Genomic DNA, 21,690 nt, shown 5'->3' on the forward strand with positions numbered 1-21,690 from the left:
CACCCCCGACGCGATCCGGAACGGGCCCGACCACGTCCACGGCGCGCGGTCCAGCCGCCAGAAGAAGTCCAGGTTCCCCGCGCCGTCGGTCGCGAGCACCTCCAGGTTGCCCGGACCGCCGTAGTTCGACTGGATCAGGGTCGTGCCGGTGTACCGGCCCCGCCCGCCGAAGCAGGTGGGGCCGCTCCACGCCATGCCCCCGTCGTTGTCCCGCCAGAGGTGGACGAGGCCGCCCCCGTGCGAGGACGGCACCACCGCCTCGAAGTTGCCCTTGACGCCGTGCCCGCCCTGGATGAGGAAGCCGCCCATGGTTCACCGTTCCCGCTCGTCCGATGCCTCTGGAGTCGTTCCGGGGAGTACTCCGTTAGCCGGCGTTCGAGTGCCCGAACGGGTGAATCAGCGGGGCGTGGTCACCAGGTCACGGGCAGGGAGTAGACGCCGTAGACGAACCCGTCGTGCTTGAACGGGATGTCCTCGAAGTCGGCGGCGAGCCGCAGCTCCGGGATGCGGCGGTACAGCGTGCGGTAGACGATCTGGAGCTCCAGCCTGGCCAGCGGCTGGCCGAGGCACTGGTGCACGCCGAAGCCGAACGCGAGGTGGTGGCGGGCTTCGCGGGTGACGTCGATCGTGTCGGGGTCGGTGAAGACCTCGGTGTCGCGGTTGGCGATGTCGTTCGGCAGGATCAGCCCCTCGCCCGCCTTCACGAGCTGCCCGGCGACCTCCAGGTCCTCCAGCGCGACCCGGCGACGTCCCCCGTGGGTGATGTTGAGGTAGCGCAGCAGCTCGTCGGTCGCCGTGACGGCGACCGACGGGTCGTCGGTGTCGCGCAGCAGCGCCAACTGGTCCGGGTCGCGCAGCAGGGCGAGCGTGCTGAGCGCGATCATGTTGGCGGTGGTCTCGTGGCCCGCGATGAGCAGCAGCACGGCCATCTCGGTGGCGCCACGGTGCGTCAGCTCCCCCGCCTTGACCTTCTCGCCGAGCCGCGACAGCAGGTCGTCGCCGGGGTTCTCGATCTTCCTGGCCACCAGGCGGCCCAGGTACTCCGCGAGCGCACCCGACGCGGCCGTGCGCTCCTCGACCGTGGAGTCGCGGTTGACCATGGCCTTGCTGTTGCCCTGGAAGAAGTCGTGGTCCGCGTAGGGCACGTCGAGCAGGTCGCAGATCACCAGCGACGGCACCGGCAGCGCGAACGCCTCGACCAGGTCGACCGGCCTGGGACCGGCGAGCAGGGCGTCGACGGCGTCGTCCACGATCTTCTGCACGGCGGGCCGCATGGCCTCGACGCGCTTCACCATGAACGCGGAGCCGACCATGCGCCGCAGCCGCGAGTGCTCGGGGTCGTCCATCCCGATGAAGCTCAGCGACGCGTTGCCCGGCGCCTGGCGCGGGTACGTCGGGTGGGTCATGTCGGCGCTGACCCGCTTGTCGCCGAGCACGGCGCGCTGGTCGGCGTACCTGGTCACGAGCCACGGCGTGGTGCCGTCCCACAGCCGCACGCGCGTCAGCGGGCCCTCCTCCTGGAGCTTGCGCAGCTCCGGCGGCGGGTCGAACGGGCAGCCCTGCGCCCTGGCCATGGGGTAGTGCGGAACCTCGGAGGTGTCCGGCGTGGTGGTCATCGTCGTCCTTCCGGGAGGGGCGCCTGCGGCGCGAGGTGGTGCAGGCGGAGCTGACGGGCCTGCTTGGGCATGTTCCAGCCCAGCACCCCGATCGGGACGCCGTCGCGCTCGTGCAGCACGACGAACCGGCGGGCCGCCGGGTCGCCGTCCACGACGGTCGCCTCGGCGTCGGCGGCGGGAGTGCCGTGGACGTGGACCTTCGCGTCGAACTGGTCGGTCCAGAAGTACGGGACGGGTTCGTAGGACCGTTGCGCGCCAAGGATGTTGTCGGCCACGACGATCGCCTGCTCGGTGGCGTTGGTCCGGTTCTCCAGCCGGAGCGGGAAACCGAGCCGGTCGTGGTGCCAGCGGGCGACGTCGCCGACGGCGTAGACCCCGTCGGCCGCCCGGCAGCGCGCGTCGCACACCAGCCCGTTGTCGAGGGTCAAGCCGCTGCCGTCGAGCCACTCCGTGGCGGGGACGGCCCCGAGCGCGACCACGACGACGTCCGCCGGGAGCACCTCGCCGGTGTCCAGCAGCACCCCGTCCACCCGGCCGTCGCCGGTCAGGCCGGTCACCGCCGAGCCGAGGCGCAGGCGCACCCCGCGCTCGGCGTGCAGGTCGGCCAACACCCCCGCGACGAACGGACCGAGCTGCGCCTCCAACGGGAAGCGCTGGGGGCCCGCGAGGGTGACGTCCACGCCCAGACCCCGTGCGGTGGCGGCGACCTCGGCACCGAGCACGCCGTCGCCGACCACGACGAGCCGCCGCGCCACGAGCAGGTCTTCCCGCAGTGCCAGCGAATCGGCCAACGAGCGCAGCACGTGCACACCGGCCAGGTCCGCCTGACCGGGCAGCGTGCGCGGCCGGACCCCGGTCGCCACCACGACGGCGTCCGCGCCGAGTTCCAGCCCGGAGGCGGTGACCACCGTGCGGGTCGGGACGTCCAGCGCCACGGCGGGATCGCCGAGGACGAACCGCGCGTCGAGCACGTCCAGCACCTCGGCCGTGCGCAGGTGGGCCCGCTCGGGCGTCCACGTCCCGGCGAGCACCTGCTTGGACAGCGGCGGCCGGTCGTACGGCGGGTGCGGCTCGTCGCCCACCAACGTCAGCGCCCCGCCATACCCCTTGCGGCGCAACGCTTCCGCGGTGGCGAGCCCGGCCGCGGACGCGCCGACGACCAGCACCCCGGAGGGTGTGCTCACGCGGTCCCGTCCAGCGTGATCGCCGCCGCGGGGCACACGCCGGCGGCCTCGCGGACCGCGGCGTGCAGGTGGTCGGCGGGCCGGTCTTCCAGCAGCACCACGACACCGTCCTCGTCGCGCTGGTCGAACACGTCGGGCGCGACCAGCACGCACGATCCCGCGCCGCAGCACCTGTCCTCGTCCACGAAGACCTTCATCGGTTGTGCTCCTCCTCCGGCGGGCGCCCGTACCGGCGCCCGCCTCCTGCGTGGTTCTCCGGTCACGCGCCGGTCGTGGTGACCGGCGCGAGCCACAGCCCGGTGATCGCGTCGACCAGGCCGGTGGCGGTGTCGTCCCAACTGCTCCTGGCGGTGGGGGTTCCCTCGGCCAGCGCGCGCTCGCGCTCGGCGCACGTGTGCGACATCAGGGTGCGGGCCATCGCGCTGCGCTCCAGGTGGACCGCGAGCGGCAGGGCGGGCAGGCACCGGTTGAGCCCGTCCAGCACCCGCTGGACCGCCTCGGTGCCCAGCGCCTCGTCGACGATGATCCGCCGCAGCGCGGGGTCGGTCATCACCTGCGCGCCGAAGCGGGCGTACCAGGTGGGGACGCCCAGGTCGGCCAGGTGGTCGGTGAACGGGCGGATCAGGCACGCCACCCAGTCGCGCACGTCGGCGCTGCGGCCGATCTCGGCGAGCATCCACTCGCGCGACCGCTCCACCGGCTCGGCGTGCCTGCGCACGATCGCGCGCACCAGGTCGGCCTTGGTGCCGAAGTGGTAGCCGACGGCGAAGTTGTTGCCCTGCCCCGCCGCTTCCCCGACCTGGCGGTTCGACACGGCGAACACGCCGTGCTCGGCGAACAGCCGCTCCGCGGCGACCAGGATCAGCTCGCGCGTCTCCGCGGCCCGCTCAGTCCGACCGCCCGGCGTCACCAGCGCACCGGCACTTCGGTCAGCCCGCCGACGATGAGGCCGTCGACGCGCTCCAGCCCGTCGGCGGGCACGGCGAGTTCGAGGCCGGGCAGGCGGCGCAGCAGCACGTCGAGCACGGCCTGGAGTTCGGTGCGCGCCAACGACTGCCCGAGGCAGGAGTGCGAGCCGAAGCCGAACGCCAGGTGTGCGTTCGGGGTGCGGTCCAGCGCCATCTCGGCGGCGTCGTCGAACGCCCGCTCGTCGCGGTTGGCGGCGGCCAGGTTGCACACCACGGTGGTGCCGCGCGGCACCACCACGTCGCCGATCTCGGCGTCCTCGGTGATGTAGCGCGGGATGCCGAAGCCGGGGTTCGCGTCCAGGCGCAGCACCTCCTCCACGGCCGGGCGCACCAGGGACCGGTCGGCGAGCAGCCGTTCCCAGCGGCTCCGGTCGGCCAGGAGCATCCCGACCATCTTGCCGATCATGTTCGCGGTCGTCTCGTGCCCCGCGACCAGCAGGCCCTGTGCGGTCGACAGCAGCGCGTCGTCCGGCATGACCTGCCCGGCGCCCGCGGCGGCGGCGATCAGCTCGCTGACGAGGTCGTCGCCGGGGTTCTCCCGCGTCGCCGCGACGTGGGCCGACATGTACGCGCGGAAGTCCGCCTGGGCGGCGTTGATCTCCGCCTCGGTGTACCGGGTGAGGCTCAGCAGCGTGTTGGACCAGTAGGCGAACCGGTCGCGGTCGCTCTCGGGGACGCCGAGCATGTCGCAGATGACCCACACCGGGAGTGGGAAACCCAGTGCCGCCTTGAGGTCCGCGGGCGCGCCGCTCGCCACCATCCCGTCGATCAGCCGGTCGGCCATCGCCTCGATCCCCGGCCGCAGCGCGGTCATGCGCTTGGCGGTGAACCACCGGCCGACCAGGCGCCGCCACTGCTGGTGCGTCTCCTCCGGCAGCGACTTCGCCAGCGTCCCGTTGAACACGCCGCCAGACTCCGTGTCCGAGACGCGCGCCGCGTCCTCCGCGTCGAGCCGCCTGCGGAACCGCGGGTCGGCCAGCACCTGCTTGACGTCGTCGTAGCGCGTGAGCAGCGACGCGCCGTCACCGCTGGGCAGCCGGACCGCCGCGACCGGGCACCCCTCGCGCAGCTCCGCCCACTCGCTCGGCGGGTCCAGCGCCGTCGGCGCCGCTATCGGGTAGTCGATGACCTGGTCCGCCTCGCCGGGTGCCACGTCGGCCTCCTCCGTGTTGATCTCGGTCGAGGTCCAGCTAACCGGGTTCTCCGATTTGAGTCAAGCGACTGACTTAAACGTCCGGTCTGGCTGGATCCGACCGGATCGAGCACGGGGAGAAGTGGATCAGGCGCGCGGCGTGACCGGCGCGAGCCACAGCCCGGTGATCGCGTCGACGAGCCCGTCCGCGGCGTCGTGCCAGGTGGGACGCGGTGTACCGACCCCTTCCGCGAGGGCCCGCTCCCGCTCGGCGAAGCCGTGCACCATCAGGTGCCGGGTCATGTCGCCGCGCTCGGCCTGCACCTCGGGCGGCAGCTCCGGGCGGCAGCGGTCGAGCCCCTGGACGACCTGCCGCAGCGACGGCGTCGCGAGGGCCTCCTCGGACATGATCGCCCGGAACGCCGGATCGGTCATGACCTGCGCGCCGAACCTGGCGTACCAGGTGGGATCGCCGAGGGCGGCGAGGTGGGACGCGGTCGGGTGCACGAGGCAGGCCACCCAGTCCCGGACGTCGTCCGAGTCGCCGATGGCCGAGACCATCTCCAGGCGCAGGGATTCCACCCTGGACGCGTGCCTGCGGACGATGGCGCGCACCAGGTCGACCTTCGTGCCGAAGTGGTAGCCGACGGCGGCGTTGTTGCCCTGCCCGGCGGCGGCGCTGATCTGCCGGTTCGACACGGCGTACAGGCCCTGCTCGGCGAACAGCCGCTCAGCGGTGCGGAGGATCTGGTCGCGCGTGGCGCCGACCTGCTCCGCCCGCGGCGTTCTGCTGACGTCCGTCACCACGATCACCACCGTACAGGCACGTCGGACGCGGTCGACCGACAGTTCGGACAAGCGGGACCCGGAGGCCTTGGGTGCCCGCGGGGCAAGTTCCCGGTTCTGCGAGCTTCCCCGGTTCCTCTGACTTCCGTCGCAATCGGACAGATCGGGCACAGTGAAACCCAGGGGCTATTCTAAGTCAAGTGACTGATTTAATTCGGGTCACGAACCCCACCCCCGGAGGCCGTTCCCCCATGTCGAGCACACCCGTCGGCACACCCGACGTCGTCCCCCGCCCCAACACCGTCGTCGCGGTGCTGGCGTCCGCGGGCATCGTCGTGTCGCTGATGCAGACCGTCGTGATCCCCCTCGTCCCCCAGTTGCCCCGACTGCTCAACGCGGCCCCGGCCGACACGACGTGGGCCATCACCGCCACGCTGCTCGCCGCCGCGGTCGCCACGCCCACCACGGGCAGGCTCGGGGACATGTACGGCAAGCGCCGGATGCTGCTGATCAGCCTCGGACTGCTGGTCGTGGGATCGGTCATCGGCGCGCTGAGCCACAGCCTCCCGCCGATGATCGTCGGGCGGGTCCTCCAGGGCCTGGCGTCCGGCGTCATCCCGCTGGGCATCAGCATCATGCGCGACGAGCTGCCCGCCGAACGCCTCGGTTCGGCCACCGCGATGATGAGCGCCTCGCTCGGCGTCGGCGGCGCGCTCGGCCTGCCGCTGGCGGCCCTGCTCGCCGAGAACGCCGACTGGCACCTGCTGTTCTGGACCTCCGCCGCGCTCGGCGCGGTCGTCGCGGTCCTCGTCACCACGCTCGTGCCCGAGTCGCGGGTCCGCACCGGCGGCCGGTTCGACGTCGTCGGCGCGCTCGGCCTGTCGGCCGCCCTGATCTGCCTGCTGCTGGCCATCTCCAAGGGCTCGGCGTGGGGCTGGGGCAGCGGCACCACCATGGGCCTGATCGCCGCCACCGTCGTCGTGCTGGCCGCGTGGGGCTGGTGGGAACTGCGCTCGCCCCGGCCGCTGGTCGACCTCCGGACCAGCGCGCGCCGCCCGGTCCTGCTGACCAACCTCGCCTCCGCCGTGTTCGGCTTCGCGATGTTCGCCATGTCCCTGGTCCTGCCGCAGCTCCTCCAGCTCCCGGCCTCCACCGGGTACGGCCTCGGCCAGTCGCTGTTCGTCGTCGGCCTCGTCATGGCGCCCTCCGGCCTGGTCATGATGGTGATGGCCCCGATCTCCGCCCGCGTCTCCCGCACGAGCGGCCCGAAGACCACGCTCGTGCTGGGCGCGCTGGTGGTCAGCGCGGGCTACGGCCTCGGGGTCGCGCTGATGGCCGAGAACTGGCAGCTCCTGCTCGTCTCCAGCGTCATCGGCGCGGGCATCGGCCTCGCCTACGGCGCCATGCCCGCGCTCGTCATGTCCGCCGTGCCGGTCTCCGAGACCGCCGCCGCCAACAGCCTCAACACCCTCATGCGCTCCATCGGCACCTCGGTGTCCAGCGCGGTCGCGGGCGTCGTGCTCGCCCAGTTGACCATCACCCTCGGCACCACCGCCCTCCCGTCGCAGACCGGCTTCCGCGTCGTGATGGCCATCGGCGCGGGCGCCGCCCTCACCGCCGCCGCCATCGCCGCCCTGCTACCCGCCCTCCGCCCCGCCACCGAGCCCGCCACCCGCGAGCCCGCGACCGTCTGAGCACTCCCCCGGTCCACGTCCCACCGCCGTGCCGTGGACCGGTGACCAGCCCCGCTTGCCAAAGCGGAACAACGTTCCGTATCGTTACCGGAACAACGTTCCGTTTGACCGTCGTGGTCGAGCGGGGGAATCACGGAGGAACACGGTCATGCAGTACCGCACCTTGGGCCGCACCGGCGTGCAGGTCAGCACCCTCGCGCTCGGCGCGATGAACTTCGGCAAGATCGGGCGCACCACCCAGGACGAGGCCACGGCCATCGTCGACGCCGCGCTCGAAGGCGGCGTCAACCTGATCGACACCGCCGACTGGTACAGCCTCGGCGGGTCCGAGGAGATGGTCGGCAAGGCCATCGCGGGCCGCCGCGACGACATCGTGCTGGCGACGAAGGCGACCATGCCGATGGGCGACGAGCGCAACCACCAGGGCGGTTCGCGGCGCTGGCTGGTCACCGCGCTGGACGACAGCCTGCGCAGGCTCGACGTCGACCACGTCGACCTCTTCCAGGTCCACCGCTGGGACCCGACGACCAGCGACGAGGAGACCCTGTCGGCGCTGACCGACCTCCAGCGCGCAGGCAAGGTCCGCTACTTCGGGTCGTCGACCTTCCCCGCGTACCGCGTCGTGCAGGCGCAGTGGGCGGCGCGCGAGCACCACCTTGGCCGGTACACCACCGAGCAGCCCAGCTACTCGATCCTGCAACGCGGCGTCGAGACCGACGTCCTGCCCGTGACGGAGCAGTACGGCCTCGGCGTGCTGGCGTGGAGCCCGCTGGCCTCTGGCTGGCTGTCGGGCGCGGTGCGCGCGGGCCAGGAGATCAGCACCAACCGCTCCGCCGTCCTGCCGCAGCGCTTCGACCTGTCGATCCCGTCCAACCAGGCGAGGCTCGACGCCGTGGAGAAGCTGGCCAAGATCGCCGAGCAGGCCGACCTGACGCTGATCCAGCTCGCGCTCGGCTTCGTGACGGCCCACCCCGCCGTGACGAGCGCGCTCCTCGGGCCGCGCACGCTCGACCACCTGCGCTCCCAGCTCGCCGCGGCGGACACCGTGCTCACCGCCGACGTGCTCGACGAGATCGACTCGGTCGTCGCCCCCGGCGTCGACCTCGCGGCGCACGAGAAGTTCGACACCCCGCCCGCGCTGCTCGACCCGGCGCTGCGCCGACGCCGCGCCTGACGGCTCCCGTCAGCCCAGGAGTTCCCCCAGTGTCAGGAGGAGTTCCCGGCGGCTCTGGCAGCCGAGCTTCTGCCGCATCCTGGTGACGTGGTGCTCGACCGTCTTGCCGGAGATGAACAGCCGGTCGCCGATCTCCCGGTAGGTCAGGCCCTCCAGCACCAGCGCGGCCACCTCCTGCTCGCGGTCGCTGAGGACGCCCGTCTCGGACTCGTGCTCGGGTGACACCGGGCCGAGCCTGCGGGCCAGCTCCAGCAGCCGGGAGATGGTGGCGCGGTCGGTGGTGCGGATGGCGGCCTGCCCGGCCAGGCGGGCGGCGTCCCAGTGCAGGCCGTGGCCGTGCAGCGCGGTGGCCGTCCGGTCGACCGCGTCGGGGTCCACGGCGCCGGTGCTGACGGCCAGCCAGCACTCGGCGGCGTCGGCGAGCACCCGGCCGGACGGCGTCTGCGCGCGGTGCCTGGCCAGTGCCTCGACGTGGTGCCGAGCCGCCCTGGTGTCGCCGGTGATCAGGTCCGCGTGCACGGCCCACCAGCGGAGCATCACCGACCAGGCGGGCGGGTGGCCGGACCGTTCCAGCAGGTCCCACGCGAGGTCGAGGTGGCCCGCCACCTGGTGGGCGCGGCCGAGCCTGGCCGCGGCGGCGACGAGTTCCCCCAGCGGCAGCAGGGTGAACAGGTCGACCGGCTGCACCAGGAGCGCGTGGTAGGCGGTCTCCCACCCGTCCTCCAGCGCGCGCGGGTCGCTGCGGCGGCGGGCCAGGCCGAGGTCCACGGCGGACGCGAGCAGCGCGTCACGGGGTTCCAGGCCGCGCAGGGCCTTGACCGGCGCCAGCCTGCGGGCGGCGGTGGCCAGGTCGCCGCCCAGGACGGAGGTGTAGGCGAGCAGCACCTGGTGGCGGACGCCGAACACGCCGTCCACGGCCGCGCCGCCCAGCAGCGTGGTCGCCAGCGGGAGTTCGGCGAGGTGCAGGCACACGTGCGCGGCCAGCGCCGTCGGGCTGTCGGGCAGCAGGTGGGGCGCGCCGAGCGAGTCGGCGACCGACGCGGCCGAGACCAGTGTGGACAGCGCGGTGGTCGGCGCGCTGTCCACACTGGTCAGCAGGCCGCGGGCCATGCGCCGGGTGAGACCGGCGGCCAGGGTCGGGGAAGCCGGTGTGCCGTCGAGGAGTTCCGCCGCGCGGCGCCACTCGCCGGTGGCCACGTGGGCGATGGCCGCGAGGTCCACCGCGCGCGAGTCGGTGGCCGTGGACAGCACCTCGGCGCCGCGGGCCAGTTCGCCGCGCTGGGCGAGCACCATCGCCGCGACCACGGTCCCGGCGTCGCGGACCCGCGCGTCCCCGGACCCCACGGCGAGGTCGGCGGTGCGCAGCGCGGCGTCCAGGTCACCGGACAACGCGTGCGCCTCGGCGACGAGCGGCGCCAACTCGACGGCCGATCCCCCGAGGTCGACCGCGGCGGTGAGGAACCGGACGGCGAGCACGGGGTCGTCCCGCAGGGTCTCCTGGGCCGCCGCCACGAGCGCGCCCGCCTGGTCGGCCACCGCGCCGGGCAGGTCCAGCAGCGACGTGGCGAGCGCGCGGATCGACTGCTTGCGGTCCTGTTGCGACCGGAGCAGGGTGCGCGCCAGCTCGACACGTTCGTCCACCGGCGTGAGGACACGCACGGCGTGCGCCACGATCGGCGGGACGCCGCCGTCGGCGCCGATGACGCTGGCGGCGCGGGCCGCGTCGACCACGGCCTGCGCGGCGTCGGGCGTGGTGCGCAGCGCTTCGGCGAGCAGGTCCAGGTCCAGCGGCGCGCCGAGCGCCACGGCGAGCAGCAGGGTGCGGACGTCGGCGCCCAGTTCGTCGAGCGCCGGGGCGAGCGCGCCGACGGGGTCCTTCGAGAGCGCGGCCTCCAGGAACGCGGGCACTCCCCCGGTCCGCTGGTGCAGCGCGTGCGGCTGGCCAGCGGCGGGCTGCCGTCCGGTGCGTTCCCGCAGGAAGTCCCCGACCTGGTCACGCCCCCACGGGCCGAGCCGGACCCGGACGACCGAGGGCGCCAGCGCGGCCAGCAGCACCGGCAGGCGGGGGTTGCGGGTCGGCCGGTGGGCCACCGCGAGGTCGGCCCCGGCCGCCACGTCGGCGACGAGGGCGGCGACCGCGGCCTCCGACAGCGACTCGGCGTTGTCGACCACCCGCTTGTCCAGGGTGGACAGCAGCGCTGTCTTCCCCACCCCGGAGGGTCCGGCCACCACCACGTGCCTGGCCCTTGAGGCCCGGTCGAGTGCGTCGGCGACTGCGGGGGCGAGCACGAGAGCGGTCATGCGGCAGGTTTCCTCCTCGGCGCGAGTGCTGCCGCAAGGTTCGTCCTGGGGGCACGGCGGGGTTCATCCCGAGGTCGGATTACGGGGATAGCCCCGTCCCCTAGCCATTTCCCCCATCGTCCCCCTAACGGGGTACCTCGATCGAGACTAGGAGTGTCACCCGATGTGCGGACGGTGACGACGGGCCTAGCGTTTGTCCTCGTAAGGCACCCCGATCCACCGTAGGAGCTCACACCGATGGACACGTTCGAGACGCTGCAGGACTTCGCCCTCAACCTGCTGAACGACCAGCAGGCCTTCTCGGCCTTCCAGCTCGACCCCGAGACCGCTCTCGGTGCCGCGGGCCTCGGCGACGTCTCCGCGCTGGACGTCCAGGAGATCCTGCCCCTCGTCCTGGACTACGCCCCCACGCAGGGCCTCGGCGACCTCGACAGCGCGTTCAGCTCGCTGCCCCTGCTGGACGACAGCCCCATCTCCGGTGTCGCGGGCCAGGTCCAGGACCTGACCGGCAACCTCTCGGCCGTGACCGACCTCGGCCAGGGCCTCGACGCCGACGTGCTCGGCGGCACCCTCGACGGCGTCGGCGACCTCGGCGTGCAGAACCAGGTGGGCCACCTCGTCGGCGACCTCACCTCCGGCGCGAGCGTCCTCGACACCACCAACCTCGACACGACCGTGAAGGACATCACCACCGGTGACCTGTCCGGCGTCACGGACAACGCAGTGCACCTCACCGACGTGGCCCAGGTGGGCGACCTCCTCGGCGAGGTCGGCAACGTCGGCGACATCACCTCCGGCGTGTCCGGCGTCGGCGACATCACCCAGGTCGTCGACCTCGACCACGTCGACGTCGGCGGCATCCTGAGCGGCAACGACTTCTCCTTCTGACCCGCCCCTCCTTCTGACCCGCCCCGCCGGAGCGCGGTCCACCTCCTCCCTGGTGGACCGCGCTCCGCTTCGCGCGCTCACCGGTCCGTTACGGTGAGCGGGTGAGGCGGCTGCGTGACACCTGGTCGTCGACGGCGCGCGAGACCAGGGCGACGTACCTGGTGGCGGTCCTCTGCTTCCTCCTCGCGGTCGTGCCGACCGCCCTCTACCACCCCGGCGGCCTGTCCACGATCATCGTGGTCTGCGGCGTGGTGACGGTGGTGCCGGTGCTGCTCGCGGACCGGCGACTGGCGACCGCGTGGGCGCTGTCCGTGCCGCTGGTCCTCTTCCTGCCCCGCGCCTACCGGGGGTACACCGGTCCCGAAGCGGACTTCGGCTGGTCGTGGACGATCGGGTTCACCGCGGCGGTCGGGTTCCTGCTCTACCGGATCGCGCTGCGCAACCGCCTGCCGGTCGTGCTGCCCGCGTTGGCGATCACCTTCGTGTCGACGTGGCCGCACCTGGCGGACTGGGGTGACGCTGCGGTTCCCGGTTTCCTCGCCACGGGCGCGGTCGTGCTCGGCAACGCGGTGCGGCAGCAGCGGAGGGCGGACGCCCAGCGGCAGGTCGAGCAGACCCGCCTGGTCGCGTTCGAGGAGCGCACGCGCATCGCGCGGGAGCTGCACGACGTCGTCAGCCACCACATGTCCGCGCTGGTCCTGCGCACCGACGCCGTGTCGTACCGGTTGCCGGACCTGGCGCCGGAGGTCCGCGCCGAGCTGGACGTCATCCAGGGGATGGCCCGCGACGGGCTCACCGAGATGCGGCGGATGCTGGTGGTGCTGCGGGCCGACGACGGGGACGGGACCGCCCCTCAGCCGGGGCTGGCCGACGTCGAGGCCCTGGTGGCGCGCTTCCGCGGCACGGGCGCGGACATCACCCTCCGGGTCGACGTCGGGCCCGTGCCCGCGGGTGTGGGGCTCTCGGCGTACCGGATCGTCCAGGAGGCGCTGAGCAACAGCGCGAAGCACGCCCCCGGCGGCGCGGTCTCGGTCGACGTCACCGCTGACGACGGCGTGCTGCGGGTCGAGGTGCGCAACGCCGCGCCGACCCGGTCGGCGCTCGACGACGACCCCGCCCGCCCCCGGCACGGCCTGGCGGGCATGGCCGAGCGGGTGCGCGTGCTGGGCGGCGGGTTGACCGCGGAACCCGCGCCCGACGGTGGTTTCGCCGTGGTCGCGGACCTGCCGCTGCACGAGGGGGACACCGCGTGACGATCAGGGTGCTGGTGGTCGACGACCAGGCGATGATCCGGGAGAGCTTCCGCGTCGCGCTGGACAGCCAGTCCGATGTGGACGTCGTCGGCGAGGCGGGCACCGGGGCGGACGCGGTGGTGCTGGCCCGCGACCTCACCCCCGACGTGGTGCTGATGGACGTGCGGATGCCCGTGATGGACGGCCTGGAGGCCACCCGGCTCATCGTCGGCTCCGGCGGCGAGCCGCCGAAGGTGCTGGTGCTGACGACGTTCGACCTGGACGAGCACGTGTACGGGGCGCTGCGGGCGGGCGCCAGCGGGTTCATGCTCAAGGACTCCCCGCTGGCCGACCTGGTCAACGCCGTGCGCGTGGTGGCCGCCGGGCACGCGCTGTTCGCCCCGACGATCACCCGGCGGCTGGTCGCGGCCTACGCCGACCGCGCGCCCGGCAAGCCGGACGGGACCGCGCTGCGGTACCTCACCCCGCGCGAGGTGGAGGTGCTGCGGCTGATCGCGCGAGGACTGTCCAACTCGGAGATCGCGGGCGCGCTGACCATCGCCGAGCAGACCGCCAAGAGCCACGTGAGCCGGGTGCTGACCAAGCTCGGCCTCCGCGACCGCGCGCAGGCCGTCGTGCTGGCCTACGAGTGCGGCCTCGTGGTGCCCGCCGAGTAGTACCGGGGTACGGGTCGGGCGCGACCGGTACCGGCGGGGCACGCCAGGACACCACCACGGCGGGACGTGTCGCGACGCCACCGCTCCTAGCGTCGAGCGGGTGGTCACCTCAGCTCACGCAACCCGCGCCCTGATCCTCCTACCTGCGGTGATGGCCGTGGTGTGGTGGGTCCTGAGGTGGCCGCTCGGCGTCGACAGCGCGGTGTACCGGTCGGGCGCGCTGGCCCTGCTGCACGGCGACCCGCTGTACGCGCCGCTGGCCGCGACCCCGGACTGGTCGCCCGACCTGCCCTTCACCTACCCGCCGATCGCCGCCGCGGTGTTCCTGCCGCTCGCCCTGCTGCCCGTGCAGCTCGCCTGGGGAGCACTCGCGGTCGCGACCGTGCTGGCGCTGCGGACCTCCGTGCGGATCGTCGGCGGCGCGTGGTGGGTGCTGCCGCTCCTGCTGTGCCTGGAACCGGTCTGGCGCACCGTCGGACTGGGACAGGTCAACGCGCTGCTGATGGCGCTGGTGCTCGTGGACGTGCTGGTGCTGCGGGGTTCCCGGTTCGCCGGCGTGCTGATCGGCGTCGCGGCGGCGGTGAAGCTGACGCCGCTGATCTTCGTGGCGCACCTGCTGGTGACCGGCCGACGCCGGGACGCGGTGCGCGCGCTGGCGACGTTCGCCGGTCTCGGCGTCACGGGGTTCGCACTGCTGCCCGGTGACACCGTGCGGTACTGGACGTCCACGGTGCTGGCGGCGAACAAGGCGGGCGGCAACGCGTGGTGGGGCAACCAGTCGCTGAGCGGCGTGGTCCACCGTGCCCTGGGCGGCTCCCCCGCGGTGCTGGTGCTGCTCGTCCTGGCGTGCCTGGGGATCACGGCGTACCTGGCCCGCGAACTGCACCGGCGCGGTGACCCGGTGGGCGCGGTGCTGGTGACGGCGTTCTGCGGGGTGCTGGTCAGCCCGATCTCCTGGACGCACCACTGGGTCTGGGTCGCGCCGCTGTGCGCGGTGCTGCTGGCCCGGCGGAAGTTCGTGACCACCACAGGACTCGTGGTCCTGTGCGCCGGGTGGGTGTTCGCGCTGGTGCCGCGCGGCGAGGGCCGGGAATCGCTGTGGACGCCGCTGGAGTCGTTGGCGGGCAACGCCTACGTGCTCGTCGCCCTGGCGGCCCTCACCGTGCTGGGCGTTCGGCTGGTCCGCGCGCGGCACCCCGCGCTCAGGTGAGGGGGTGCCCCCGGCCGGGTGGCCGGGGGCACCGCGACTACGGGACCCTCCACTGCTGGGCAGTGCTGGTGTTGCAGTCGTAGATCTGGAGCTGCACCCCGTTGGCCGGGTTGCTGTTCGGGACGTCCAGGCACCGGCCCGACGGCGGGTTCACCAGTGACCCGTTGGCCTTCGGCCACCACTGCTGGGCGCCGGTGCCGTTGCAGTCCCACAACTGGACCTTGGCGTTGTTGGACCTGCTGCTGCCGCTCACGTCCAGGCACCGGCCCGCCGCGCGGACGCTGCCGTCCGTCGCCAGGGTCCACTGCTGGGCCGCGCTGGTGTTGCAGTCCCACAGCCGCACGACCGCCCCGTTGCCGGTGACGGCGGGATCGGCGTCGGCGCACTTCGACGACAGGCCGCTGATCGGACCGGTCCGCGCGGGGTTCGGACCCACGTCGTAGGACGGCGGGGCGTCGGCCGCCGCCGAGCCCCACGTGGACGCCGCCGTGCCGAGCGTGTAGTCGAGCGTGCCGCCACTGGCGACGAACGCCGACGTCAGCCACGGCTTGGTCGTCGCGGACCCGTTGACGCGCAACGACTGCACGTACTTCGCCGAGTCGGAGGCGCCTGCCGCGGTGATCGTGATGGTGCGGCCGTTGCCCCTGCTGATGGTGGTCTGCGGGAACTGCGGGCTGGCCAGCACGAGTTCGGCCCTGCCCGGTGCCTGCGGGTACATGCCGAGCGCGGCCCACACCGCCCACGACGACATCTCGCCGAGGTCGTCGTTGCCCACCAGGCCTTCCGGGACCGGCGTGAAGATCGACGTCAGGGCGCGGCGCACCACGTCCTGCGTCTTCGCCGGGGCGCCCGCGTAGGCGTAGGCCCACGGGGTGTTCAGCGTCGGCTCGTTGCCCAGGTAGGCGTAGGGCTTCTTGGGGCCCGCGTTCAGCTCGGTGAAGAACGTGTCCAGGCGCGGGACCACGGCGGCGTTGCCGCCCATCGCGTCGAACAGGCCGCGGTGGTTGTAGGGCACCATCCACGTGTACTGGGCCGCGTTGCCCTCGACGTACTCGTTCTCCTGGATCGGGTTGAACGCCGGCCAGCTCAGGTCGGTGTTGCGCGGCTTGAGGTACTTCTGCCCGGACTCGAACAGGTTGCGCCAGTTCTGCGCGCGGCGCAGGAAGTTCTCCGCCGAGGCCGTGTCGCCCAGCCGTGCGGCGAACTGGCTGATCGCGAAGTCCGCGCTGGTGTACTCCAGGGTCGTCGCCGCGGAGCCCCACACGTCCGAGAGCCCGGTGGGGACGTAGCCGTAGTTGTTGTACTGCAACCAACCCGGCCGCTGGCGGATGTCGTTGACGCCCGCGGTCATGCGCTGAAGCGCCTGGGTGGTGTCGAACGACGTCCCGCCGAACGCGTGGACCGTGGAGACGATGATCGACATCGGGTCGCCGTTCATCACGCCCGTGCCGCCGTTGGCGACGGTCCAGCGGTCGAAGTAGCCGCCTTGCGCCGCCTGGTTCACCGCCGACTGCGCTATGTCGGAGGCCTCCTTCGGCGCCAGCAGGGCGATGAGGGCTATCTGGGACCGGTAGACGTCCCAGCCGGAGAAGTTCGCGTACTGCACGGTGGTCGTGGTGTGCACCTGGTTGTCGAACCCGGTGTAGCGGCCGTCGACGTCGCTGAACACGTTGGGGTGCAACAGGGAGTGGTAGAGCGACGTGTAGAGCGTGCGGAGCTGCGTCGTGGTGCCGCCCGTGACATCGATCCGCCCGAGCCAGCCGTTCCACGCCGTCCGCGACGACGACCTGACCTCGTCGAAGGTCTTGGCGCCGGTCTCGGTGGCGAGGTTGGCCTTCGCGCCGTCGAGGCTGACGAACGAGATGCCGATGCGGGCCGTGACCGTGCTGGTGTCGAAGGACACGAACGCCGACGCGGCGAACGGCTCCACGTCCTGGGTCGTCACGGCGGGTGGCGCGGGCAGGTTCTGCGTCTGGGCGGTCTTGGGCTCGGCGGGCAGCCGCTGTTCGCTCTTGCCCTCGATCGTCCGCCGGGACTCGTCGACCTCGCCCTGCTCGTCGACGACACCGGCGGTGCTGAAGTTCCGGTCGAACGTCACGTGGAAGTGCAGCCGGTAGCGGTTGCCCGCCCCGCAGAACCCGCCACTGTCGGTGTAGCCCGACAGGCTGTTGGTGCCGATCGTGATCGATCCGCTGGCCGAGTTGAACGCCCGCGCGGCGTCCACCGACAGCGACGCCCGCTGGCCCGCCGGGTAGGTGAACCGGGCGACGCCGGACCGCTGGTTCGCGGTCAGTTCGGTGCGCAGCCCGTTGTCGAAGGCCACCGAGTAGTAGCCCGGCTGGGCGATCTCGTTGGCGTGGTTGAAGGTGTAGTTGCCGACCGGGCTGGTGCCGAGCGTCGGCATGAACGGGATGTTCCCGAAGTCGCTGCACCCCGGCCCCGACAGGTGGGTCAGGCTGAAGCCGCGGATGCGGTTGTCGTCGTAGTGGTACCCGCCGTGCTGGTGGGTGACCGTGTCGGGGCTCCACTGGAGCATTCCGAACGGCGCGACGGCACCGGGGAACGTGTTCCCGGCCCCACCGCCGTGCCCGAAGTCGGGGCCGCCGGGCTTGGTGCCGACGAACGGGTTGACGTACTGCGCCGGATCGGACACCGCCTGTGCCGTTCCGGCCGTCACCGGGACCGCGAGGGCCGCGAACATCACGGCGAGCAGGGCCGCGGAACGAAGACGCATGGTTCCTCCTAGCAGGGCTGAGGAAGGTGACAACGTTGTCACGCGCCGATTTTCCCACCGAACAGACCGACCGGTAACCCCCTGCGCGGCGCAACCTCGGTTCACCCGGTGTTGTCCATCGGACAAGGTCGGCCACCCCCTGGTTAAGGTCGCGGCGTGCTCAGGACGCGTCTCGACCTCGACCGGATCCGCGCGGCTCGGCAGGTGATCGACCCGGTGTTCCTCGACAGCCCGCTGTACCCGTGCGAGGCGTTGGGGCAGAGGCTCGGGTGCGCGGTGAGCGTGAAGGTGGAGACGGCCAACCCGGTTCGCAGCTTCAAGGGGCGCGGGACGGAGTTGGTGGTGAGTCGGTTGGGGCGGGCGGCCGTGGTGTGCGCTAGTGCGGGCAACCTCGGGCAGGCGCTCGCGTGGTCGGGGCGGCGGCGGGGGCTGGAGGTGACGGTGGTGGCGTCGCGGGGCGCGCCCGCCGTGAAGCTCGAACGGATTCGCGCGCTGGGTGCGGAGTTGGAGCTGGTGGACGGTGACATCGAGGTCGCTCGCGAACGGGCGTCGGAGATCGCGCGGGGGCGTGGTGTTCGGCTGGTCGAGGACAGTCTGGACGTCGAGACCTGCGAGGGGGCCGCGACGATCGGGCTGGAACTGGTGGGCGGTGACTTCGACGTCGTGCTGATCGCGCTGGGCGGTGGGGCCATGGCGACCGGGGTGGGGTACGTGCTGAAGTCACTGTCACCGGGGGTCGAGGTGGTGTGCGTGCAGCCCGCGGGCGCGCCGGCGTTGACGCGGTCGTGGCACGAGCGGCGGGTCGTGACGACCGAGTCGATCGACACGATCGCCGACGGCGTCGCGGGCCGCTTCCCCATCGCGGAGGTCCTGGAGGACCTGCTCGTGGTGGCCGACGACGCCGTGCTCGTCCGCGAGTCGTCGATCGTCGAGGGCATGCGGTTGCTGTTGGAGCACACGGGTCTGGTGGTGGAGCCGTCGGCCGCGCTCGGCGTCGCGGCCGTCCTGGAGGACCCCGAGCGCTTCGCGGGCCGTCACGTCGTCACGGTGATCTGCGGTGGGAACGTGGACCTGGAGGCCTTCGAGCGGTGGACCACACCCCGCAGGTAGGGAGAACGTTGGACCACGTGGTGGTGTCGTAGGAGACCGCGTCCACGCCCGCGGCGCGAGCGGCCTTGAGGTCGGCCGGTGAACTGGCGACGACCACGCACGACGACGCCGGGAGGGCGCCTGCCCGGATCGCCGAGGTGATGAGGTCCGGGGCCGGTGGGAGGAGGTCGTGGTCCCGCTCGGCGCGGCCCGCCAAGCGGCTCACGTGGACGTCCAGGCCGTGCAGCACGAGGAACGCCCGGATGGCCGTCACGTCCAGCGCGCCGACCACGGTGATCCGGACCCCGGCGCCCGCCAGGGTGGCGAAGGCGTCGCGGACGCCCGGCACGACCGCCGCCTCCGCGAGGACCTCGTGGTCGATCCGGCGCCACTGCGCGTACACGGCCCGCTCGGTCGCGGGGCCGATCACCCCCGCGTGCGCCAGGACCACGAGCGGGTCCTCGGTGCTCGCCACCTTGCGCGGCAACCGGTCCTCGGCCAGCAGCAACCGCAGCCTGTCCGCCGTCGACCGCGTCGACGGCAGCTCGACGACCGGTCCGTCCAGCGCCACCAGCACGTGGTCGCGCTCCGCGAGTCGTTCCCCAGCACGCACGACGTCCCCCCTCGACTCCCCGGTGTCCAGGATGCCGTGGATCGCGTGCCCTGTCAGCCGATGATCAGATCCGCACGACCCGCCGCACGATCGCCGAGTCGACCGCCCGGTAGCCCGACGGCACCTGGATGGTCCCCTCCGGGCGCGGGCCCACCAGGGCCTCGACCTCCGGCGGGAGGCCGAGGGAGAAGTCGGCCACGTCGACCGGGATCTCCGCACCCGCCGGGGCCTCGCAGGTGAGTTCGGCGCCGCCGTAGAACTCGAACACCAGGTTCGCGGGAACCGTGGCGGCGGCGGACTCGACACGCTGGTCGGCCGCGGTGCAGGCGCGCACGACGTCGCGCGGCAGGGAGACCTGCACGCGCCAGCCCCGGCGTGCTGAGTCCACCCGGAGGCGGACGGTGCGGACGCCGTCGGCCGTGGTGTCGGCGAGGGTGGTGACCGACGGTTCCGCCAGGGGCAGCGGCGGGGCGGGGGCGCGCAGGACCGGGTCCCTCAGCAGCGGGAACTCGCGGGTCAGCGACAGGCGTTCCGGGTCGGTGCCCAGGACCCGGCCGGTCCAATCGTCGGGTTCGGGGTCGCCGGTCAGCCACGAGGACTGGCCCGTGGTCACGTCGCGGAGGTAGACCAGCCCGTCCGGGCGCGGCTCGTGCTCGTCGAACCCCGACACGAGCGCGCTGGTCGTGAACAGGGCCAGCGCGACGACCGACGCCGCCGCCGCGAGCAGCCCCGGTCGGGGCAGGACGGCGAGCAGCGGCAGGACCACCACGCCCGCCAGCACCACGAGGGCCATCGCGACCCCCACCAGCTTGATCCCCAGCGCGACCGTCAGCGTCGACACGACCGGCGCGAACAGCGCCACCGTCACGGCGGGCGCCAGCGCCGCGAGCGGCAGACCGGCGGTGTCGCGGCGGACGGCCCACCAGAGCGCGGGCAGCCCGGCGAGCAGCGGCCACTGGAACAGGTAGGTGGCGCCCGGCACGAAGACCGCGACGGCGACCAGCAGGACCGCCACCAGCAGCAGGCCGCCCGCGATCAGCTCGGCGGGGTTCCGGCCGCGCAGCAGCTTGCTCACCAGCAGCAGGACCACGACGGCCACGGCGGTGAACGCCGCGATGAACCACCCGCGGTCGTACGGTTCGGACAACGGCAGCGCCGCCAGGCCGGGGCGCACCAGCGTGACCAGCCACCACAGGCCGAAGCACAGCGCGGCCGTGACGACCACCGCGCCGAACGCCGTCCCCGCGACGGCCGCGGCACCGCCGACCCGCAACCGTCCACGACGGACCCCCGCCACGACCAGCAGTCCCAGCGCCACCACCGCGACCGCGGCGAGCACGAGCGCCACCCACGCCGGGTAGTGCACGAGGACCCGGCCGAACACGTCGAAGTAGACGGCCGTCCGGCTGTCCAACGTCCGCAGGTCGCGTTCACCGAGCGCGGCGATCAACCCGGTCATGCTCTCGCCGTGGTGCTGCACGGTGTCGCGGTCGAGCGTGTCGACGTCGTCGTTCGGCGAGTGGTAGTCGTGGACGCTCTCGATGAACGCCGCGTTGAGGCCCGTCGCGCCCGCGTCGCGGAACACGGTGAAGTCGGTGTAGTTCGGCATCCGCCGGTAGACCTCGTAGGCCAGGGAGTTCGCGATCGGCCTGCTGCTCGCCCCGGCGAACGCGTCGACCAGCCCCGCGTTCGCGGTGCTGGTCTCGAACATCACCACCGGCCCACGGCTGCCGCGGGCCTCCCAGTTGAGCACCGCGCCGAACTCGTCGACCCCGTGCTTCCGGACGAACGACCGCGCTCCGAGCGAGCCCAACTCCTCGCCGTCGGTGAAGAGGAACACCACGTCGTTGCGCACCCCGCCGGACGCCTTGAGCACCCGGATCGCCTCCAGCATCGACGCGACCGCGGCGCCGTCGTCGGCGGCCCCCGGCCCGGTCGGCACCGAGTCGTAGTGCGACACCAGCAGCAGCGCCCGCCCGCCGCTGAGCCCAGGATCCGTTCCGGGCACCGTCGCGACCACGTTCCGCGCCACCGCCACCCGGACCGCCTTGCCGGGGTCCGCCAGCGCGACGTCCCCGACCTCCACCCGCACGTCCGCGCCCGCCGCCCGAGCCGCCGCCACGACGTGGTCGCGCACCCGGTCGTTGTCCGGCGTGCCCAGCGGGTGCGGCCGTCTGGCGATCTCCCGCAGGTCCCCGTCCACCCGCGCCGCCGAGAACTCCGCGGGCGGGACGTCGGCCGGGGCCGCGGCCGGGGGCCGGAACGCCAGCAGCGACAACGCTCCGAGCGCCACCAGCGCGGCGAGCAGCACGACCGCCACGACTGGCGGTCGGGAACCCCGGTGAACAGCGGGTACGTCGGTCATCGGGAGAACCTACCCACGGGGAAGCCC

Annotated in this window: 18 protein-coding genes; 7 read left to right on the forward strand and 11 right to left on the reverse strand. The window is 73.0% G+C overall.

The features are described 5' to 3' along the window. The 7 genes from NZH93_RS07395 to NZH93_RS07425 form a co-directional block, all read right to left on the reverse strand. Positions 1-309 (reverse strand): hypothetical protein (locus tag NZH93_RS07395; protein WP_259622190.1); only part of this gene is annotated, 309 nt, incomplete at its 3' end. A 101-nt stretch (positions 310-410) separates the two neighbouring features. After that, positions 411-1,616: a cytochrome P450 gene (locus NZH93_RS07400; RefSeq protein ID WP_259622191.1), complete on the reverse strand. Its 1,206-nt coding sequence runs from the start codon at positions 1,614-1,616 to the stop codon at positions 411-413. After that, positions 1,613-2,800: an NAD(P)/FAD-dependent oxidoreductase gene (locus tag NZH93_RS07405; RefSeq protein WP_259622192.1), complete on the reverse strand. Its 1,188-nt coding sequence runs from the start codon at positions 2,798-2,800 to the stop codon at positions 1,613-1,615. The genes NZH93_RS07400 and NZH93_RS07405 overlap by 4 nt, the downstream gene beginning before the upstream one ends. Next, on the reverse strand, positions 2,797-2,997 hold the full coding sequence (locus tag NZH93_RS07410) for a ferredoxin (RefSeq protein WP_259622193.1): 201 nt from the start codon (positions 2,995-2,997) through the stop codon (positions 2,797-2,799). The genes NZH93_RS07405 and NZH93_RS07410 overlap by 4 nt, the downstream gene beginning before the upstream one ends. Before the next feature lie 62 nt (positions 2,998-3,059). Next, complete coding sequence (locus NZH93_RS07415) at positions 3,060-3,713, reverse strand: TetR/AcrR family transcriptional regulator (RefSeq protein ID WP_259622667.1); 654 nt, start codon at positions 3,711-3,713, stop codon at positions 3,060-3,062. After that, positions 3,707-4,921: a cytochrome P450 gene (locus NZH93_RS07420; RefSeq protein WP_259622194.1), complete on the reverse strand. Its 1,215-nt coding sequence runs from the start codon at positions 4,919-4,921 to the stop codon at positions 3,707-3,709. Before NZH93_RS07420 ends, NZH93_RS07415 begins: the two co-directional genes overlap by 7 nt. Positions 4,922-5,047: 126 nt before the next feature. Continuing rightward, positions 5,048-5,707 (reverse strand): TetR/AcrR family transcriptional regulator, encoded by a 660-nt coding sequence (locus NZH93_RS07425; protein WP_259622195.1) that lies wholly within the window; start codon positions 5,705-5,707, stop codon positions 5,048-5,050. A 230-nt stretch (positions 5,708-5,937) separates the two neighbouring features. Between NZH93_RS07425 and NZH93_RS07430 the strand changes: the two genes are divergently transcribed. Together NZH93_RS07430 and NZH93_RS07435 are read left to right on the forward strand one after the other, a co-directional pair. Further along, on the forward strand, positions 5,938-7,380 hold the full coding sequence (locus NZH93_RS07430; RefSeq protein WP_259622196.1) for an MFS transporter: 1,443 nt from the start codon (positions 5,938-5,940) through the stop codon (positions 7,378-7,380). 148 nt (positions 7,381-7,528) lie between these two features. Continuing rightward, the gene (locus NZH93_RS07435; RefSeq protein ID WP_259622197.1) at positions 7,529-8,554 is read left to right on the forward strand and encodes an aldo/keto reductase; all 1,026 of its coding nucleotides are present in this window, start codon (positions 7,529-7,531) and stop codon (positions 8,552-8,554) included. A 9-nt stretch (positions 8,555-8,563) separates the two neighbouring features. Here the strand turns inward: NZH93_RS07435 and NZH93_RS07440 are convergent, their stop codons facing one another. Continuing rightward, positions 8,564-10,855, reverse strand: a complete 2,292-nt coding sequence (locus NZH93_RS07440; protein WP_259622198.1) for a helix-turn-helix transcriptional regulator — start codon at positions 10,853-10,855, stop codon at positions 8,564-8,566. A gap of 237 nt (positions 10,856-11,092) precedes the next feature. Between NZH93_RS07440 and NZH93_RS07445 the strand changes: the two genes are divergently transcribed. From NZH93_RS07445 to NZH93_RS07460, 4 genes are all read left to right on the forward strand, one after another. Next, a complete protein-coding gene (locus NZH93_RS07445; protein WP_259622199.1) occupies positions 11,093-11,743 on the forward strand; it encodes an IniB N-terminal domain-containing protein in 651 nt (216 codons plus the stop codon). A 101-nt stretch (positions 11,744-11,844) separates the two neighbouring features. After that, positions 11,845-12,996, forward strand: a complete 1,152-nt coding sequence (locus tag NZH93_RS07450; RefSeq protein ID WP_259622200.1) for a sensor histidine kinase — start codon at positions 11,845-11,847, stop codon at positions 12,994-12,996. Continuing rightward, positions 12,993-13,652 (forward strand): response regulator, encoded by a 660-nt coding sequence (locus NZH93_RS07455; RefSeq protein WP_259622201.1) that lies wholly within the window; start codon positions 12,993-12,995, stop codon positions 13,650-13,652. The genes NZH93_RS07450 and NZH93_RS07455 overlap by 4 nt, the downstream gene beginning before the upstream one ends. Positions 13,653-13,752: 100 nt before the next feature. Then, positions 13,753-14,862, forward strand: coding sequence for a glycosyltransferase 87 family protein (locus tag NZH93_RS07460; RefSeq protein WP_259622202.1), 1,110 nt, complete (start codon positions 13,753-13,755; stop codon positions 14,860-14,862). A gap of 37 nt (positions 14,863-14,899) precedes the next feature. On the opposite strand, the gene NZH93_RS07465 is transcribed toward NZH93_RS07460, so the two are convergent. Further along, positions 14,900-17,596 carry a lectin gene (locus NZH93_RS07465; RefSeq protein WP_259622203.1) on the reverse strand — a complete coding sequence of 899 codons (2,697 nt, stop codon included), beginning with the start codon at positions 17,594-17,596 and terminating at the stop codon, positions 14,900-14,902. A 156-nt stretch (positions 17,597-17,752) separates the two neighbouring features. On the opposite strand from NZH93_RS07465, the gene NZH93_RS07470 reads away from it, so the two are divergent. Then, entirely contained in the window at positions 17,753-18,706 is a 954-nt protein-coding gene (locus NZH93_RS07470) for a threonine ammonia-lyase (RefSeq protein WP_259622204.1), read from the forward strand. Here the strand turns inward: NZH93_RS07470 and NZH93_RS07475 are convergent. Both NZH93_RS07475 and NZH93_RS07480 read right to left on the reverse strand, forming a co-directional pair. Next, on the reverse strand, positions 18,639-19,298 hold the full coding sequence (locus NZH93_RS07475; protein WP_259622205.1) for an HAD family hydrolase: 660 nt from the start codon (positions 19,296-19,298) through the stop codon (positions 18,639-18,641). The genes NZH93_RS07470 and NZH93_RS07475 overlap by 68 nt on opposite strands. 64 nt (positions 19,299-19,362) lie before the next feature. Then, positions 19,363-21,663 carry a M20/M25/M40 family metallo-hydrolase gene (locus tag NZH93_RS07480; protein ID WP_259622206.1) on the reverse strand — a complete coding sequence of 767 codons (2,301 nt, stop codon included), beginning with the start codon at positions 21,661-21,663 and terminating at the stop codon, positions 19,363-19,365. Between the last annotated feature and the right edge of the window lie 27 nt (positions 21,664-21,690).

Origin of the sequence: Umezawaea endophytica (genome assembly GCF_025061645.1) — a bacterium.
GTDB classification, from domain to species: Bacteria; Actinomycetota; Actinomycetes; order Mycobacteriales; family Pseudonocardiaceae; genus Umezawaea; species Umezawaea endophytica.

What these genes read in the sequence shown, in the direction of transcription:
- NZH93_RS07400 (WP_259622191.1), bottom strand. Translation starts at nt 1,616, where the DNA reads ATGACCACCACGCCGGACACCTCCGAGGTTCCGCACTACCCCATGGCC.
- NZH93_RS07410 (WP_259622193.1), bottom strand. Translation starts at nt 2,997, where the DNA reads ATGAAGGTCTTCGTGGACGAGGACAGGTGCTGCGGCGCGGGATCGTGC.
- NZH93_RS07430 (WP_259622196.1), top strand. Translation starts at nt 5,938, where the DNA reads ATGTCGAGCACACCCGTCGGCACACCCGACGTCGTCCCCCGCCCCAAC.
- NZH93_RS07435 (WP_259622197.1), top strand. Translation starts at nt 7,529, where the DNA reads ATGCAGTACCGCACCTTGGGCCGCACCGGCGTGCAGGTCAGCACCCTC.
- NZH93_RS07440 (WP_259622198.1), bottom strand. Translation starts at nt 10,855, where the DNA reads ATGACCGCTCTCGTGCTCGCCCCCGCAGTCGCCGACGCACTCGACCGG.
- NZH93_RS07445 (WP_259622199.1), top strand. Translation starts at nt 11,093, where the DNA reads ATGGACACGTTCGAGACGCTGCAGGACTTCGCCCTCAACCTGCTGAAC.
- NZH93_RS07465 (WP_259622203.1), bottom strand. Translation starts at nt 17,596, where the DNA reads ATGCGTCTTCGTTCCGCGGCCCTGCTCGCCGTGATGTTCGCGGCCCTC.
- NZH93_RS07480 (WP_259622206.1), bottom strand. Translation starts at nt 21,663, where the DNA reads ATGACCGACGTACCCGCTGTTCACCGGGGTTCCCGACCGCCAGTCGTG.